This is a genomic window from Rhodococcus sp. no. 34 (assembly GCF_054589475.1).
In genome coordinates this window covers 197,313-214,476 of the sequence record NZ_BAAILK010000026.1, presented here as the reverse complement: position 1 = coordinate 214,476, position 17,164 = coordinate 197,313, and the positions used below count along the sequence as shown (strand labels likewise).

The 17,164-nt window shown below is 62.4% G+C and carries 13 protein-coding genes; 9 read left to right on the top strand and 4 right to left on the bottom strand.

Annotated features, from left to right (window positions below; all coding sequences use genetic code 11):
• Window positions 1-17 precede the first annotated feature (17 nt).
• Window positions 18-3,386: a serine hydrolase gene (locus ACYP01_RS10105; protein WP_459679751.1), complete on the bottom strand. Its 3,369-nt coding sequence runs from the start codon at window positions 3,384-3,386 to the stop codon at window positions 18-20.
• A 54-nt stretch (window positions 3,387-3,440) separates the two neighbouring features.
• On the bottom strand, window positions 3,441-5,051 hold the full coding sequence (locus tag ACYP01_RS10100; protein WP_039973390.1) for an ABC transporter substrate-binding protein: 1,611 nt from the start codon (window positions 5,049-5,051) through the stop codon (window positions 3,441-3,443).
• A 162-nt stretch (window positions 5,052-5,213) separates the two neighbouring features.
• Here ACYP01_RS10100 and ACYP01_RS10095 point away from each other — a divergent pair, with 162 nt between their 5' ends.
• The 5 genes from ACYP01_RS10095 to ACYP01_RS10075 all read left to right on the top strand — a co-directional run bounded on the left by ACYP01_RS10095 (window position 5,214) and on the right by ACYP01_RS10075 (window position 10,445).
• Entirely contained in the window at window positions 5,214-6,374 is a 1,161-nt protein-coding gene (locus tag ACYP01_RS10095) for a pyridoxal phosphate-dependent aminotransferase (RefSeq protein WP_037132442.1), read from the top strand.
• 64 nt (window positions 6,375-6,438) lie between these two features.
• A complete protein-coding gene (locus tag ACYP01_RS10090; protein WP_003945736.1) occupies window positions 6,439-7,044 on the top strand; it encodes a TetR/AcrR family transcriptional regulator in 606 nt (201 codons plus the stop codon).
• A 55-nt stretch (window positions 7,045-7,099) separates the two neighbouring features.
• Complete coding sequence (gene purB / locus ACYP01_RS10085; RefSeq protein WP_459679748.1) at window positions 7,100-8,521, top strand: adenylosuccinate lyase; 1,422 nt, start codon at window positions 7,100-7,102, stop codon at window positions 8,519-8,521.
• A gap of 66 nt (window positions 8,522-8,587) precedes the next feature.
• Window positions 8,588-9,001 carry an HIT family protein gene (locus tag ACYP01_RS10080; RefSeq protein ID WP_037132292.1) on the top strand — a complete coding sequence of 138 codons (414 nt, stop codon included), beginning with the start codon at window positions 8,588-8,590 and terminating at the stop codon, window positions 8,999-9,001.
• A 55-nt stretch (window positions 9,002-9,056) separates the two neighbouring features.
• Entirely contained in the window at window positions 9,057-10,445 is a 1,389-nt protein-coding gene (locus tag ACYP01_RS10075) for a DUF1254 domain-containing protein (RefSeq protein ID WP_459679746.1), read from the top strand.
• Between the two features lie 13 nt (window positions 10,446-10,458).
• On the opposite strand, the gene fes is transcribed toward ACYP01_RS10075, so the two are convergent.
• On the bottom strand, window positions 10,459-11,694 hold the full coding sequence (fes, locus tag ACYP01_RS10070) for an enterochelin esterase (RefSeq protein WP_054188035.1): 1,236 nt from the start codon (window positions 11,692-11,694) through the stop codon (window positions 10,459-10,461).
• Between the two features lie 54 nt (window positions 11,695-11,748).
• Here fes and fepB point away from each other — a divergent pair, with 54 nt between their 5' ends.
• The 3 genes from fepB (at window position 11,749) to ACYP01_RS10055 (ending at window position 14,840) form a co-directional block, all read left to right on the top strand.
• Complete coding sequence (gene fepB / locus ACYP01_RS10065) at window positions 11,749-12,756, top strand: Fe2+-enterobactin ABC transporter substrate-binding protein (RefSeq protein WP_459679744.1); 1,008 nt, start codon at window positions 11,749-11,751, stop codon at window positions 12,754-12,756.
• A gap of 147 nt (window positions 12,757-12,903) precedes the next feature.
• Window positions 12,904-14,181, top strand: coding sequence for a sensor histidine kinase (locus ACYP01_RS10060; protein ID WP_459679742.1), 1,278 nt, complete (start codon window positions 12,904-12,906; stop codon window positions 14,179-14,181).
• Window positions 14,178-14,840, top strand: a complete 663-nt coding sequence (locus ACYP01_RS10055) for a response regulator transcription factor (protein WP_003945911.1) — start codon at window positions 14,178-14,180, stop codon at window positions 14,838-14,840. Before ACYP01_RS10060 ends, ACYP01_RS10055 begins: the two co-directional genes overlap by 4 nt.
• A 96-nt stretch (window positions 14,841-14,936) precedes the next feature.
• Here ACYP01_RS10055 and ACYP01_RS10050 read toward each other — a convergent pair whose 3' ends face one another.
• Window positions 14,937-15,869, bottom strand: coding sequence for a tyrosine-protein phosphatase (locus tag ACYP01_RS10050; RefSeq protein WP_314674009.1), 933 nt, complete (start codon window positions 15,867-15,869; stop codon window positions 14,937-14,939).
• A 250-nt stretch (window positions 15,870-16,119) separates the two neighbouring features.
• On the opposite strand from ACYP01_RS10050, the gene ACYP01_RS10045 reads away from it, so the two are divergent.
• Window positions 16,120-17,154, top strand: a complete 1,035-nt coding sequence (locus ACYP01_RS10045) for an ABC transporter substrate-binding protein (RefSeq protein ID WP_082845674.1) — start codon at window positions 16,120-16,122, stop codon at window positions 17,152-17,154.
• Window positions 17,155-17,164 lie beyond the last annotated feature (10 nt).

Genomic DNA, 17,164 nt, shown 5'->3' with positions numbered 1-17,164 from the left:
ATGTGTATCGGTCATCGTCACGCGTTAACCCGTGGTAGGAAGCGGAATCCGACGTACACTCCGTCTCGGTGCGGCCGTACCGTCGTCCAACCCGCGGCCCCGGGTTGACGGGTGGTCCAGGTCCCCGGGATCTGCGACGGTACGAGAGTGGCTACCGTTGCAGGCTTCTTCGGAGCTGTCTCGTCTTCCTCGGGATTCGGGATTACGTCGCCGATGACGGTGATCACGGCCTCGTCAGCGGACTCTCCACGACGGAACTCGATTGCTATCCCGCCCGAGCTGTACTTTCCCAGAACCGAATCCGGAATCGACTCCACACTCGCGGGGTTCGGGGCGAGGGCTTGCGGAGGTTCGAGTCCGACCAACGCGGCCGCGGCTTCGGTGAAGAGATCACGGTAGAGGCCGTCGGCCTTGCCGCCGCTGGTCAGCAGTGCGATCGCGACATTGTGGCGGGGGAAGATACGCAGATATGCGTGCTGCCCGATGGTGCTGCCGTCGTGCCCGAAAATCTCTTCGCCCGACCAGGTTTCGTGGAACCAGCCCAAGCCCCAACCCGACTTGTCCGGGAACAGTTCGCTGATGTCGATTTCGGGTGTGCGCATCGCGGCGGCCGATTTTTCCGACACGATCCGTACGCCGTCGACGCTCTGTCCTTCGAGAAGACCGAGTTCCGCGAACGTGAGTAGATCTCCGATGCTGGCAGTGATGCAGCCGGCGGGCCCCATCGAGCGGGTGATCGGCCAGACGGGCATCACGACGGAGTTCCCCGTATGACCCGCTGCCACAGAGTATCTCGGTGTATCTCCGGTCAACGTGAGTGTGTGCGCGAGGCCGAGCGGATCGATGATCCGCTCCTTGAGGATGTCGTCCCAGATGCCGCCGCGAAGAACCTCGACGATACGAGCTGCAAGGACGTACGCGGAGTTCGAGTACGCGAAGCCGTCCTCGAGTGGATGAACCTGACGGAAGTCACGCAGGCCCTCGACGTAGCGTTCGACGACGTCGTCGCCGCGACCCTTGTCGATGAACAGGTCACCGTCGATTCCGTTGCGATGGTTCAGAAGTGCGCGAACCGTGATGCGGGCAGCTGTTTCCTCGTCCTGCAGTGCGAAATCGGGCAGGATCGACCGGACGGTCGCGTCCAGGTCGAGCAAGCCTTCGTCGACCAGCTGCATGACCAGCATCGCGGTCCATACCTTGGTGATGGATCCGATCTGGAACAGGGAGTCGGTGGATACCTCGACCCCGGTGTCTGCATTGATCACGCCGGAAGCAACCGTCGTGCGGGTGATTTCCTTGCCGCTGGAATCGAGTGTGAGAATCCCGAATTGAGCACCGGTGACGCCGTAACGCTCACACAGTACGTCCAGCGAACGCTTCCACGCGTCGGCTCCGGCAGACGCGTTGGCCAGGCCGGCCTTGGGCAGCTTCGCGGAGGTGTATCGCTTGACCCACTCGATGAGCCGTGTGCTGTAGTCGATTCGGTGCGAGATCGAACCGTTGACGAGGAACCCGTGGCTTGCACCGGGATACGCCACCAGGCGGGTGGGTACATGCTGCTGGCGCAGTGCGGCGAACCAGGCCTCGGCTTGACCCAGCGGGCACCGCTCGTCCGACTTTCCGTGCAGGATCAGCGTCGGGGTCGCCACGTTCTTTACAGCGGCGAGCGGTGAGGCTGCCAGGAGCCCCGCGGAGTTCTCGGGAACAGTCGTGCCGGTGGCGAGTGACGCGAGGTGCGGACCGAAATCGCAGACTCCGGCCATGGCGTTGAAATCGCAGATCAGCCCGCCGGCAACCGCAGCGGCAAAACGATCCGTCGCGGACGTCAGGTGACACGTACTGTATCCGCCGTAGCTGTACCCGGTGATCGCCAGACGGTCCCCGTCGACAAGTCCCTCGGCGACAAGCGCGTCGATCGGCTCGAGGAAGTCGGCTTGGTCGGAGGTACCCCAGGCGCCGTTGACGGCGTACATGAAGTCTGCGCCGTACCCGTCCGACCCACGTGGATTGAGGGTCAGGATGCGCCAACCCTGGGCGGCGAGAACCTGGTGGGCGGGGTGATAGGTATCTGCAACGCCGGTCCACGCGTTGTGCGGTCCGCCGTGAATGTCGAGCAGAAGAGGTGCAGCGCCACTGGTTTCGGGAGCGGACAGTAACCAACCATGCACGGTGCGGCCGTCGGAGATGGTGAACTCGCGTTCCTCGGCGGCAAACAGTGTCACCTCGGGGAGTGCTTCTGCGGTGAATTTCGTCAGCGTGGTGACCGCGCCGCTGTCGAGATCGACGAGTGCGACCTCGCCGAAGGACTGCTGCGTGGTGACGATGACGGAGGCGACGCGGGCGTCACGGGCAACGGAGAGCGCCGAGACGACTTCGTTGGGATTGGCGACGAGGGATCGAGAGGTGCCGGTTTCGATGTCGGCCGCGTACAGATGCGTCCATCCACGATCGCGTAGGCAGAACACGATTTCGTCGCGAGTATTCGACAGTGCCGGTGTGCCGCCGGGGTAACCGGGTGCACCGGGCATCACGTTGCGATCGAGATGAGCTGTGAGGGTGACGTCGACCGGTGTCTCGGTTGGGCCGGGGACGGACAGCCGGATCAGGTCTGCAGTTCCGACACGGACCTCGGGAGTGCCGATGGCGACGACCGAATCTCCCTGCGGATGCCACAGTGTGGAGCCCTGCACTCCGGTGGCATGACCGAGTCGCTGCGGGGGAACCGACAGATCGTCGACGAGGATGCGGTAGGCGCTGAACGTGAGGTTCAGATCGCTGTCCGGTTCGAGATTCGCGGTGAAGGCAAGAGCCGTGCCGTCGGGCGACCAGGACGGAACGTCGGCATTCCAATCACCGTCGGTGAGCCGTCGAACTGCCTTCGTCTCCAGATCGACGGTGTGAAGGTGGCGACGGAAGGTGCCGAGCCAACCGGCACCGTCCACCTTGTATCCGAGTCGGTCGGTGACGATGGGAGCATTCGGATCGGCGGAGTCTGAGCGTGAGACCACAGCGGCGAACGCGATGGCATTTCCGTCCGGGCTCCAGGCTGCTGCACCGGCGCCGAGGGGGAGTGATGCTGATGTGGTGAGAGTTTCGGCCTCGCCACCGGCGAGCGGGATCAGGTGCAGCTGCGCGGAGTCGCCGACCTTACGCAGGAAGGCAATCGAGGTTCCGTCCGGAGAGAACCGAGGGGCAGAATCGGCGGGCCCTGCGGTGAGGCGGCGAGCCTGGGAATCGCGGGACACCGCCCAGAGCGATGTAGTTGCCTTTCCGGCAACAATTTCCGAGCGAACGAAGACGACCACGGTGCCGTCGGGAGAGATTGAGGTCTCAGTGGGTGTGACCACACGGTGGAGGTCGTCGAGAACAAATGGACGGTCAGTCATGTAGATCCTTCGAATCGGAGAAATAGATGCAGACGTAAAGCTTTGTCTTCCGGCTTATTTCAGAACGCGAATGCCAGGGCCGGCCAGGGTGCCGCCAACTGGTGCATACAGGGCCGTTGCGCCGTTGAAGAACATGAAGTTCGGCGACGTGGACACCGGAATGACGTCGGACGAGGTGAACAGTGCTTGTTCCGCTTCCTTCCACACCGAGCAGGATTCCTGCCCGGGCAGAACCGAGGCCTTCGCCGCCAGTTCGGCGTACTTTTGATTGTCGATCGATGCGAAGTTGACACCCGACGGTGGGGTGGGGCCGGCGAAGTACGGAACGAAGATGCTGGGGGTATCGCTCTGGACGGTCAGTCCGATCGAGATCGACCATGACGTAAGGTCTTTCGCTGCGAATGTGTTGGAAATGATGAAGTTGTTGTCACCACCACGAAGCTCCACCTTCGCCCCGAGCTCCTGCCACTGCTTCATCGCGTATTCTGCTGCTGCAGAGGTGGTGTCGCGGTAGTTGGCAAAGATGACCGTCAATTGCAGCGCTTGACCGTCCTTGGTCAGGACACCGTCGGATCCGGGTTTCCAACCGGCGTCCGCAAGAGTCTTTTTCGCAGCGGCCATGTCGAACTTCGGAACTACACCGGTGACGCTGTCGAAGTCACACGCCCGCGGATCGACTACTGCCAGTGCCGTAGCTCGTGAGCCTTTGCCACCGGTGTTGATGTCCGTGTAATCGTCGAGATCGATCGCCTGCACGAGTGCGGTGCGTACGGCCTCGTCCTTGGTGGGGAGAGCCGCATTGTGGTTGAAGATGAACTGTCCGCTCAGGGTGTTGGACGTCATCGACTCGAGGCCTGAAGCTTCCACACGTTCGATATCCGCGCCGGCAACCGGGGCCGCGTTGACCGTTCCGGTGAGGACGAGATTCGCCGTCGTCGCGGCGTCGGTCACGACCTTGATCGTGACCGTCTTGGGCACTCCGAGCGTGTCCGACGTGGTTTCGCCGTTCGGCCCCCAGTTGTATCCGTCGCGGCGTTCGAGCGTGACGTGATCGTTGGCCACTACTTCGGTGATCTTGAACAGTCCGGTTCCGTTGCTGCTGCCTCGAACACTGGCAGGGTCGTCGAGGGCTGCCTGGCAGGCCATCTTGAGAGCGCCGATGCGCTCGAGGAGGAAGGGCGCGGGTTCCGTTGTCTTGATCGTGAGCTCGTCACCATCAGCGGTTGCTACCGCAGTTTCGGGTACGGATGCTCCCAACCACGGCGAGCCGTTGGTCGTGTCGACGACCCAGTTGATGTTGTTTGCCGCTGTCTGGGCAGTGAAGGTCGTGCCGTCTTCACACGTGATCCCCTTTTTGAGGGTGAAGTTCAGCGAAGTTCCGTTCTCGCTCCATTTTTCGGCCAGATACGTGCCCGCTGCGCGGGTTTTGGGGTCGATGGCCAACAACGAGTCATTCGTATAGCTGTTGATCGCCTGCGTGGCAGTCAGATTGGTGATCAGGGGATGAAGGTTGCCGGGATCGGTGTTCACGATCGTGGTGAAACTGCCGTCCTTCGCGTAGTCGCCGGAAGAATTGCCGCCAGGATCAGAGGTGCTTCCGCACGAGGCAACCGTGAGAACGCCGATCGTGACCAGAGCCGCAGTGGGCACTGAGCGAGCTTTCATCTGATGCACCTTTTGATCGAAGGAAGTCGTTGATCAATGTTGCGCGAGGGACGTGGCCCAGGTCTCGTTGAATCGACTCATGCTGAGCGCCTGAATCTGTCGGATCGTCACAATGGGTGGTCGTCGTTTCTTGCCGCACCACGGTTCGACTACCGTCGGAGTGTGCGCTCAGAATCTCGTCGATCAGATATCCAGACCTTCCATGTCATGGATGTATGGAAGGCCGCGACCGAACGTCAGCGGACACATGGTGACGTCCTGACCTTGGCGGCAGGTCAACCGTCGACGCCCGCGCCGGCACCGGTGCTACGTGCGACGCGAGAGATTCTGGGCACCGAACTACTCGGGTATACCGAGACTTTCGGGATCCTGCAGCTACGCGAGGCTATTGCGCGCTACCACAGTGAGCGATCGGGAATCGCCGTCGACGCCGAAGACGTGGTGGTGACGACCGGTTCGTCCGGGGCGTTCACCTTGCTCTTCCTGGCCGCGTTCGACGAGGGCGACACCGTGGTGGTTGCTCGACCCGGATATCCCGCGTACCGCAATACCCTTGCCGCTCTCGGCTGCAACGTCGTCGAACTCGACTGCGGGCCGGCAACTCGATACCAGCCGACAGTGGAAATGCTCGAGGCTTTGCCGTCGCCGCCTGCCGGTCTGATCGTCGCGAGCCCGGCAAATCCCACGGGCACGGTGATCTCGCCCGAGGAGCTCGCTGCATTGGCGACGTGGTGCGAGCAGCACGGAACTCTTCTGATCTCGGACGAGATCTACCACGGCATCGGATACGGCGATCAGCACACGTCGAGCGCCTGGGAGACCTCACGCGAATCCGTTGTGATCGGCTCGGTGTCCAAGTACTTCTCGATGACGGGTTGGCGACTCGGGTGGATGTTGGTGCCGACCTACCTTCGGCGCCCGCTGCAGAGACTCGCGTCGAACATGACCGTGTGTCCGCCCGCGATCTCTCAGTACGCCGCCGTCGAGGCGTTCTCGGACGAGGCGAAGGTCGAGTTGGACGGGCACGTTCAGCGGTACGCCGTCAATCGTGAACTGTTGTTGACCGGGTTGCCGAAACTGGGCATCACCGAGTTGGCTCCCGCCGACGGTGCGTTCTACGTCTACGCGGACATCGGCCATCTGTGTGGCGACGAGGGCGCCACCGCGTGGTGTGCCCGGTTGCTGACAGATACCGGGGTCGCGCTGGCACCTGGAATCGATTTCGACACCGTCCACGGAAACCGGATGGTCAGACTCTCGTTCGCGGGTGCGACAGCCGACATCCAGGAGGCACTGGCCCGCCTCGAGAAGTGGCTCGGGTAACAAACAGCAGGGTCTTCGAGCTGTTTCGCCATGCGGAGGTGCCCTCTGCTGGCACGATGTCGTGGTGTCTTCTGCAGCTACGCCCAAGGGTGAACGACGTCGCCAAGCTCTGGTGGCGTCCGCTGCTGAACTTTTGCTGGAGGGCGGGTTCGACGCCGTTCGTCACCGAGCGGTGGCAACCAGAGCTGACCTTCCACTGGCCTCGACGACCTATTACTTCGACTCACTCGACGATCTGATCGCGTGTGCCGTCGAGCTCAACGGCAACGCCGACATGGAAGCGATGCGCGCCAGAGTGGCTGCGGTGACCCAACGTCGGCGGGGCGCGGAATCAACCGTCGAACTGTTGGTCGAGCTGCTGCTCGGAGACGAAGAGAAGCGGCCGGAGAGCCGCGAGCGTTTGATCTCGCGCTACGAACGATTTGTGGCATGTGCCCGTCATCCCGCACTTCGTGACGTGCAGTTGCGCCTACGAGCCCAGCTCGACGACCTGTTGACCGATGCGCTTCGACGCTCGGGCCGGTCGGCTCCCGAGGGGCAATTGCGCCGTCTCGTCGCGATGGTCGACGGTGCGATGATCACGGCTCTGGGGGAGTACGACCCGGACCCACGGGGGTTGGCCAGGGGAATGCTCTTGGAATCGATCGACGTGATGGCGCCGCCGGTCTAGCTCGGTCTCTATCGGGGGTAACGGCACTGCTTGGCCCCCGTTAGACTGAGGCCTCGTGAGCCGCATCCCGAATGTCCTTGCCAACCGATACGCCAGCCCGGAGCTTGTTGCTCTGTGGTCTCCCGAGTACAAGATCGTGCTCGAGCGTCAATTGTGGGTGGCGGTGTTGCGTGCGCAGGCAGAGCTGGGCATCGACATTCCGGCCGACGCCATCGACGACTACGAGCGCGTCATCGACAACGTCGACCTGGCGTCCATCGCGGACCGCGAGCGGGTCACCCGCCACGACGTGAAGGCACGCATCGAGGAATTCAATGCACTCGCCGGACACGAGCAGGTCCACAAGGGCATGACCAGCCGTGACCTCACCGAGAACGTCGAGCAGCTGCAGATCGTGCGTTCTCTCGAACACGTCTACAACCACGGCATCGCCGTTGCCGCCCGTCTGGGTGAGCGCGCTGCCGAGTACTCGTCCATCGTTATGGCCGGCCGCTCGCACAACGTCGCAGCTCAGGCCACCACCTTGGGCAAGCGTTTCGCTTCGGCCGCCGACGAGCTGCTGGTTGCACTGACGCGTCTGCGCCAGCTGATCGACCGGTACCCGCTGCGCGGGATCAAGGGCCCGATGGGGACCGCTCAGGACATGCTCGACCTCCTCGACGGCGATGCGGCCAAGCTCGAGCAGCTCGAAGCGAAGGTTGCGGAGCACCTCGGATTCGCTCAGGTGTTGACCAGCGTCGGCCAGGTGTACCCGCGTTCCCTCGACCACGACGTCATCTCCGCGCTCGTTCAGGTCGGCGCGGGCCCGTCGTCGTTTGCACACACGATCCGCCTGATGGCCGGCCACGAGCTGGTCACCGAAGGCTTCCAGCCCGGCCAGGTCGGCAGCTCGGCGATGCCGCACAAGATGAACACCCGCTCGTGCGAGCGAGTCAACGGACTTCAGGTGATCCTGCGCGGATACGGCTCCATGGCAGCCGAGCTTGCGGGTGCACAGTGGAACGAGGGCGACGTCTTCTGCTCCGTCGTGCGCCGCGTCGCGCTCCCGGACGCGTTCTTCGCGATCGACGGCATGTTCGAGACCTTCCTGACCGTGCTGATCGAGATGGGCGCGTACCCGGCCGTCATCGAGAAGGAACTGACCAGGTATCTGCCGTTCCTCGCCACGACGCGCGTGCTCATGGCCGCCGTCCGCGCCGGCGTCGGACGCGAGACCGCACACGAGGCGATCAAGGAGAATGCCGTCGCAGTTGCGCTGGCGATGCGTGAAGAGGGCAAGGAGCCCGACCTGCTCGATCGTCTTGCCGCCGACGACCGTTTGCCGCTCGACCGCGCCGCACTCGACGAGGCACTTGCCGACAAGGCGGCCTTTGTCGGCGCCGCGTCGGCTCAGGTCGACGCAGTTGTCGCCGAGGTGCAGAAACTTGTCGACGCCAACCCCGAAGCTGCGGCGTACGCGCCGTCGCCGATTCTGTAAGGGCTACGCCCCGTGCGCCTTTTCGGTGGTCACCACTACCGAAAAGGCGCACAGGGGCCGGAGACCATGGACTGCATCTTCTGTTCCATCATCGCCGGTGAGGCCGAGGCCAGCGTCGTCTACGACGACGCGAATGTCCTTGCCTTCATGGATATTCGGCCGTTCACATCCGGCCATCTCCTGGTCGTGCCGAAGCGCCACGCCAGTGGATTGTCCACGCTCGATCCCGACGACGGTGCCAGGATCTTCGCCGTCGCGCAGAAGATCGCCGCGGCGATGCGTACCGGACCTCTCCCCGTCGACGGAGTGAATCTGCACCTCTCCGACGGAGCTGTTGCGGGGCAGGAAGTCTTCCATGTTCATCTGCATGTCATTCCGCGAAATCGCGGCGACGGCTTCGGCCTGCGCGCCCTACCTCGCACGCCCAATCGGACAATCCTCGACAGCACGGCTGCCGTCATTCGAGGCGCACTGAACTAGAGGTTCACCCGGTGTGGGTGATTCGCGCCGGGGTTTCTCCCAGCACTATCTGGGTATGGCCGACATCGAACTGACGTATTCCTCCGGACTTGTCCCGAGGGACGGAGAGCTTCCCGCTCGCGAAACCATCGCAACGGTCTTCGACGAGCTCGACTTCCAAACAGCAGTGCAGGCGTACTTGTGGGCCATACCCATCGTGTCCTGGGCTCAGTGGATGGACGTGCATACCAACATCTTCGGAGCAACTGCCTCCGATCTCGTCGTCTACCGCTCATATCGTGACCGACTAGGCCTGATCACCGCCAACGCGACGACTCCGTACATCTTGAACTTTTTCGATCTCGGTGCAACGGGGCCGTTGGTGATCGAATTGCCGCCAGGGCCGACCGCCGGGGGCATCGCAGATTTCTGGCAACGAGAATTCGCGGTGCTCGGTGAGATGGGCCCCGATGCAGGCAAGGGTGGCAAGACCCTGGTAGTCGGCCCAGGCCAGAGTGCCGAGGACACAGGTGATTACACCGTTGTCCACTCCCCGATGATGCACATCATGTTCGGCTTCCGCACGCTCGATCCCGACCCGGCGCGCTCGGGCGCGTTGGTCGACGCCGTCCGGGTGTACCCGTACTCCGATCGTGAGAATCCGACTCCGACGCGTCTGGTCTCACCGGACGGCAAGCCCTGGAGCGGAATTCAGCCGCGAGACCTTCGATACTGGGAACTCCTGCACGACATCGTGCAGGACGAACCTGTCGAAGAGCGCGACCGCTTCCCGATGGCGTGGCTTCGGCAGCTGGGGATTGAGAAGGGCAAGCCATTCGCCCCGGATGATCGAGCGAGAAAGATCTTGCAACGGGCCGTCGAAGTGGGGGAGGTGTTCGCCCAGGCGAATGCGTTCGTCAAACGCTTCCCCGGTTCGCGCTACTGGCCGGATCGCCAGTGGGACTTGGCGATTGTCCTGGACAACTCAGCTCAGCGAGGGGACAACTACGACGAGTTCTATGAACGCGCGTCGTGGTTCTACGAGGCGGTCAGCTTCTCCGAGGCGATGAAGAGTACGACGCCCGGACTCGGGCAGGCGTATCTGGGTAGCTACGCCGACGCCGAGGGGCACTGGTTGGACGGAGGAAAGAGTTACACACTCCACGTACCCGCCGATGTCCCGGCAAAGTTGTTCTGGTCCGCGACGGTCTACTCGGTCGACACACGCTGCCTTGTCGACAACCAGCAGGGCCGAGGCGACCGTGGCTCGCGAGATCCCGATCTTGTTGTCAACGAGGACGGTTCGGTGGATCTCTACTACGGACCTACAGCTCCGGTAGGGAAGGAACCCAATTGGGTTCAGACCATTGCGGGTCAGCACTGGTTCTCGTACTTCCGCTTCTACGGACCGCTCGAACCATATTTCGATCGGACTTGGAAGCTTGGTGACATCGAGCCGGCCTAGAGCGTGGTCTGTCTCACGGACTGCCGATCAGTTCGACAACGGAGTCCAGAAGGACACTGCGCCAGCACAACCAGTCGTGGCCGCCGTCGAAGATCCGACACGACACTTGCGCTCCTGCGGCCTCCAGCGCCTGTGCGACCGCTGCGCTGTGCCCGACCATGTCGGACTCGTGCTTACCTACTTCGAGGACAACGCGTAATCCGTCCGGTACGCCGTCGCGCTCGATGCGTGCGGCTATGTCTCCACCCGGCGGGCCGTCTTCCCCGCGCTTCAAGCCGGTTGGCCACCAGAACGAACCGGACCCGCTGGCGACCAGCGCGAAGTGTTCGGGGAATTCGAGTGCTGCGAACATCGAAGCCAGGCCGCCGAAGCTCTGCCCCGAGACCACCGTTCGCGTTCGATCAGACGAGAAAGGTGTGACGGCGCGCACCTGCGGAAGCAGTTCGTCGACGACTGCACTCCAGTAGTCGCGGTTGCACGGCAATTCCTGCGAACGGCGTTGATTGTCAACGGAATCGATGGCAAGCAGAACGCAGGATTTCAGTTTGCCGGTCTGGACCGCACGATCGAACGCGGCGCCTGCCGGCATGACCTCGGCCCAGTGACGCCCGTCGAGAAGTATCACGAGCGGCCGTTCTTCGAGCGGTGTCAATCCGTCGTCCACGGTCTCGTAGATCCACACCGGCCGCTCGACGTCCAAAGTCGAACTAGCCCAGGTGAGCTGTACGGACTTCCTGAAAACTGGAGCATCCCAACCGAACTGGACCGGCGCCAAGGGCATCTCGGCGACGGAACGCCTTGTGTCCACACCTGCGGAAAGCGGATTGAGTGGGTCGGCAATTCGGTGCTCGAGCAACCCCAACCAGCGGGTGCGGCGGGTCGAGTCTTCCTTGCCTGCTCCCGGATAGTCGAACTCGTCGACTACGGACTTCGGTACCGGGATGATGCTGTAACTGCTACGCCAGGTGTTCGAGACTTCGGCGGTGTAGAACCACACCGGACTGTCGCCGAGTCGCTGCATCACGCTGAGTTGTTCTGCGTGATGGTCGGTCAGCGAATTTGCATCCAGGTAAACGCGCTCGACCTCGGTCTCCTCGGGCTGACGCCAGAGGAACGTAACTCGAACCGTCTGTGTATCAATGCTTTCGATGATCGGCGTTCCTTGTTGCACTATCCGATTCCAGGACGTCTCGATGTCGGGCGAGGCTGCGAGGGTAGCGGACAATTCGGTCACCGCCTGAGTTAGCATGAGCACAGCCTAACCTAATTTGATGGGCTTTTGAATTCGAGGAGTGGTCCGCCAGTGGGCGTCACAATGAAGAAATCACGCACCCTGAAGGTGCTCTCCGCAGTCTTGGTGGCAGGGTTCGCCCTCGTCGGTTGTAGTTCTGCGGATGCCGATTCCGATGCTGACTCAGCTGCATCGCAGGGTAATTGGCCGCGTACCGTGGAAACGCCGAAGGGGCCGGTGGAGATCACGTCGAAGCCGGAGAGGATCGTCTCGACCAGTGTGACGCTGACGGGCACGCTGTTGTCGATCGACGCTCCGGTGGTGGCTACCGCATCGACGGGACCGAACACCGACGTCTCGGATGCGCAGGGGTTGTTCACACAGTGGGGCGACATAGCAGAAGAACGCGGACTTGCAGTGTTGCCGATGGGCGGTGCGAACGCGGAATCCGTTCTGGCGCAGAACCCGGACCTGATCGTCGTCTCGGCAACTGGAGGTGACTCCGTCGTCGATCTGTACGAACAGTTCACGGCCATCGCGCCGACAATCGTGGTGGACTACGGCGGAAGTAGTTGGCAGGAAGTCGCCGCTGTGCTGGGTAAGGCGACAGGTCTCGAAGACAACGCGGCGGCCACGGTCGCGAAGTTCGACAGCGCAGTACAGGCCGCGAAGGCCAAGATCACACTTCCCCCGCAGCCGACCACTGCGCTGGTCTACTACGAGGACGGCAGCGGCGCCAATATCTGGACGCACGAGTCGGGGCAGGCGAAGTTGCTCACGGCGATGGGTTTCACGGTCGCCGACATTCCCGAGTCCGCGAAGAGCAGTGAATCCATGGGTAAGCGCAAGGACATCATTCAGGTCTCGGCGGAGAACCTCTACGACGGTATCGCGGGCAACACCCTGATCTTGGTCAGTGCCGACGACGGTGCGGTGAAGGCGGTCGAGGCACTTCCACTGTTGGCCCAGCATCCGGCAATTCGTGATCACCACGTCTATGCCGTGGGTCTGGACACCTTCCGTCTCGACTACTACAGCGCAACCAACATGGTGAACCGGTTGGTCGAGCAGTTCAGCTGAGCCATAAGTACTAGGCCTTTCACCTTCAACTAGTGCTTTGGTAGGAGCCGGGAATCGAACATTCCCTTCACGTTCGTCGAATGTGGGACCAAGTGGTGCGCGCATGCCACCATGAACGTCAATCATCGGATGCGGAATGGGGAGTGGATGTTCGACTCGGCTGGTCAGAATGTCTCGGGGCAAGCCCTGGCATCGCGAGGGTGGGGACGTTTCAACCTGAACAACCCGGCCACGGCGGCCGTGATCGTCGGCCTGCTGAGTGTGCCGTGGGTGTTCGGTCTCGCCAGTCTCAAGACTGAACCCGAGACGAGCAATCGAGTGCTGAGCGATCCGGGAACCGTCGTCGGCATCATGGGTTTCCTGACGGTGTTGACCGTTGTGGCGTGTGCGCGCCGGCGGTACCCGATCGCGTACTACCTCCTGACGTTGGCAGGATCCGGCGGATTGATGCTCTTCCTCGGCAGTCGATCGCTGGGGGCCACGCCGCTTTTCTGGTTCGCGATCATGGCAGTGTCCATCCGAGTGACAGGCATGCGCCTGGTCGGACTGCTGGTCCTCGGAATGGCGATGGACGTGATCTTGGCGATGTATCTCACCGAACGGGACGGGCTGACGGTCGCCGAGGTTCAGGTGGGGGAGTTGCCTCACTTGTTCCTCGAACCGGCGGCAAACACCGTCACGAGTTTCCTGGTCGTCGCAGCCATGGGAAAGATCGTCGCGCGCCTGCGAAAACAAGCAGTGGAGAACAGTCAGGCAGTAGCGGATCTGCACCGGGACCGCGAACGCAAGATTGCGAATGCCGTTGTCGCCGAACGGCAGGACATGGCACGTGAACTGCACGATGTCGCTGCCCACCACATGACCGGCATGATCATCCAGGCTCGTGCCGCCGACAAGTTCTTCTCGAGCAATCCCGAACAAGCGCAAGCCCTTCTGGGTGGCGTCATCGAGCAGGGACAGCGGGCCCTCAACAGCTTGCGGCAGATCGTGGGGATACTTCGCCTGGGTGAGGAAGACCCCGATTTCCCGACGCCCATGGTCTCCGACATCGACGAGTTGGTGGACGACTGCAAGCGCACCATCTCGTCGATCTCGTTGGAGAAGGTCGGCCGCTTCGACGACCTGGACAGCGGAGTCCAGTTGACGTGTTACCGCATCGTGCAGGAGGCGTTGTCGAACGTCCTTCGCCATGCGCCGGGTAGCGAGTCCAAGGTGTGTCTGAGTCGAGAAGCCGGTGCGGTGAGGGTACGGGTGGTCAATACTCTCGGGAACGCTCGCCCGGCCTCCGACGGGCAAAACCTCGGAATTGTGGGAATGCGCGAACGCGCGACGCTCATGGGTGGTCAACTGGACGCCGGACCGAATTCGGAAGGTGAGTGGGCTGTGCAGGCACTGGTGCCGGTGAACGGGAGGATCAACGCATGATCGATGTCCTTATTGCAGACGACCAGCAGGTGGTACGGCAGGGGTTCGAGCTGTTTCTCTCCGGTCACCCCGAGATTCGCGTCGTCGGGCATGCCAAGACGGGAGTCGAGGCGTACGAGCAGGTGCGTGCACTGCGTCCGGACGTCGTGCTGATGGATATCCGAATGCCGCACGGCGACGGGTTGACTGCGACTCGGGAGGTCCTTGCCGAGTTTCCCGGGACCCGCGTCATCGTGATCACCACGTTCGATCTCGACGAGTACGTTTTCGAGGCGCTCGACAGCGGTGCCGCAGGGTTCTTGCTCAAAGACGCCGATCCCGAAGAGCTCTCGTCGGCAGTGTTGACCGTGGCCGAAGGTGGTTCGGTGCTCTCGCCGAGATTGACGTCGAGACTGATCGTGGAGTTCGCGAGGCGTAAGCCGGCACCGATGTCCACGGCGCGCTCCGGATCGGATCACGGTCTCAGTGCGCGTGAAATGGATGTGGTGCAGTTGCTGTCACAAGGCTTGGGAAACAACGACATCGCAGATTCCCTCAGCCTCGAACAGAGCACGGTGAAGTCGCACATCAGCAACATCTGCAAGAAGCTGCAGGTTCGTACCCGTGTGCAGATCGTCATCTGGGCGTACCGCAACAACGTGATCGCCGTATCGCGCTGACGCACGGGACGCTGCGGCGCATCCGCCGCGGCACGGGCAGAGAAGTACACGTGCCCCGGGTCGGATCCCTCGTCGAACCCGGGGCATCCGTGCCGCTCAGCCCAGCAGTTTGGCTTTGAGCGTCATGACAGTCGCCGGGCTCAGACCCAAGCCCTCGGTCAGGTATCGATCGACCGACCCGTAGGTCTGGTCCAACTGGGCGAGACCGGCATCGAGATAGCTTGCCTCGACACCCAACAGGGGCTCCATGTTGACGGCCATCTGTTCGCCCAGGCTCGCCGCGATGCCCGCGCGCGTGGCCTTCATGCCTTCGGCCGTGTACTCGTTGGTCAGCAAGTAGTCGTTCATGATCACCGCGCGGTCGACACCGGCGATACTCAGCAGCAGAAACGACGTCCAGCCGGTGCGGTCTTTGCCTGCGGTGCAGTGGAAGACCTGTGCACCTTCGGTTTCCGCGAGACCCGTGAGCAACTGCGCGAACCCGGCTCGCTCCGTCGCTCCGGTGACGAAGGCGCGGTTCATGTCCTGCATCATCGATCGTGAGTCCTCGGGGGACTTGATCTTCGCGATCATCTCGGCGATGTTCCCGGACAGGATCGGAATGTTCTCGTACGCAACCCCGTCGGGCAAGACATCGGGCTTACTGGCGATCTCGGGTTCCGTGCGCAGATCGTAAACCTTTGTCAGTCCCAGCTTTTCGAGATTGCTCATGTCATCGCCCTTGGGCGTGATCGCGTTCGCGCGGTAGAAGACTCCCTTGTTCACGGGCAGGCCGAAAGTTCCCGAGTATCCGGCGCCGGTGCCTGCGACGTCGCGGAAATTGTCGATCCCGGTCAGCCGCGGCGCATCTGGGGTCTGCTCGGAACTGCCGAAGTTGCTGGATCCGAAATCCAGCGAGCCGAACAGCGGAGCCGAGGGGCCAGGTTCGGCCTGCGCGATCGAGGCGCCGAAACCGGTGATGAGAAAGCTACTGGTCAACGCAATGGCCGCGGCAGACCGTAGTGAGCAGGTACGGGTGGATCGGGACATGTGTGAGCCCTTCGTCGAGCGGAGAGAGTGGCGAGTCGATGAGGTATCGCGAAGGCAAGGTAGCGAGTTCGCGTGTCCGATTCGAGAGGAATCTTGCTTTGCTCCCTCTCAGTGGGAGGCGTGCTGCTGTGAGCGTGGGCGGCTCGGGAGGCGCAGTTCATTCCTCGGGACCTGTGTTTGTGCAAAGGTCCAGTGCCCTGATATTGGTTAGCCTCACCAAATCAATTCCGGAGCAGTCCGGTGCGTTCAGATGGAGTTCAACATGCGGGTTCAAGGTCTGTCGCGGTTTCGCCGCGCAGTGGTGATCGGCGCAGCAGCTGCGCTGGCGGTCGGCGTCGCCGGCTGCAGCAACTCCGAGGAGGCGTCGTCCGAATCGTCGACGACAGCCGCGAGCTCGCAGACCCGTGTCTTCGAGGCGCAGAACGGATCCATCGAGATCCCGAGCGACCCGCAGCGGATCGTGGCCTGCGGATACGCAGTTCTGCCGCTGATTCAGGCGGGAGCGAACCTGGCAGCAGTATGCGAGTGGACCCGTGAACTCGGCAACATGGACGACAAGACCAAGGCCGCTTACGAAGCTCTGCCGAAGGTCGCGCCCGACGGCAACGTCTCCCAGCTCAACTACGAGGGAATCGTCGCTGCCGAGCCCGATCTGATCATCATGGGCGTTCCCGCTCGAGTCGAAAGCCAGCTGGACATGGCGCAGCTCGAGGCGGCCGCTCCCGTCGTCTTCCTGGGACCGACGGTTCCTGCTGATTGGCGAGTGCTGGGCGAGCAGTTCGCCGATGCCGCGAATGTCTCCGACAACTACGGCGAGTTCAAGGACGACTACGACGCCAAAACCGCCGAACTGGCCGCGAAGTACAAGGACAAGCTCGGCTCGCTGACCTTCGGCGGCGTGTGCAACGTCTGCAAGCCAGAAGCCGGCACCTTCTCACGCGAGTACGCGTCCTCGTACACGACCAATCTCTTCGACGGACTCGGACTGCAGTTCCCCGGCACCCCCGCAGACCCTGCCGACATCCACGTCGAACAGGTATCCATCGAGAAGATCGGCGAAAATCTCGGAAATGTCGACGTGATCGTCTACGGCCTCAACGCCGACGGCTCGATGTCTCCGCAGTTGCAGGAGCTGGTCAATTCCGAGCTGTGGAAGGAATTGCCCGCAGTGAAGGCCGGCAACGTCGTCCAGGTCCAGCATTCGTTGGCCGCGACCTATCAGACGGCTCTTCTGACGCTGGATTCGATCGACGAGGGCCTGTCGAAGCTGCCCGCAAACCAGTAGTTCATCGACT

What these genes read in the sequence shown, in the direction of transcription:
- ACYP01_RS10105 (WP_459679751.1), bottom strand. Translation starts at nt 3,386, where the DNA reads ATGACTGACCGTCCATTTGTTCTCGACGACCTCCACCGTGTGGTCACA.
- fes (WP_054188035.1), bottom strand. Translation starts at nt 11,694, where the DNA reads ATGCTAACTCAGGCGGTGACCGAATTGTCCGCTACCCTCGCAGCCTCG.
- ACYP01_RS10045 (WP_082845674.1), top strand. Translation starts at nt 16,120, where the DNA reads ATGGAGTTCAACATGCGGGTTCAAGGTCTGTCGCGGTTTCGCCGCGCA.
- ACYP01_RS10060 (WP_459679742.1), top strand. Translation starts at nt 12,904, where the DNA reads ATGTTCGACTCGGCTGGTCAGAATGTCTCGGGGCAAGCCCTGGCATCG.
- ACYP01_RS10055 (WP_003945911.1), top strand. Translation starts at nt 14,178, where the DNA reads ATGATCGATGTCCTTATTGCAGACGACCAGCAGGTGGTACGGCAGGGG.
- ACYP01_RS10075 (WP_459679746.1), top strand. Translation starts at nt 9,057, where the DNA reads ATGGCCGACATCGAACTGACGTATTCCTCCGGACTTGTCCCGAGGGAC.
- ACYP01_RS10050 (WP_314674009.1), bottom strand. Translation starts at nt 15,869, where the DNA reads ATGTCCCGATCCACCCGTACCTGCTCACTACGGTCTGCCGCGGCCATT.
- ACYP01_RS10100 (WP_039973390.1), bottom strand. Translation starts at nt 5,051, where the DNA reads ATGAAAGCTCGCTCAGTGCCCACTGCGGCTCTGGTCACGATCGGCGTT.
- ACYP01_RS10080 (WP_037132292.1), top strand. Translation starts at nt 8,588, where the DNA reads ATGGACTGCATCTTCTGTTCCATCATCGCCGGTGAGGCCGAGGCCAGC.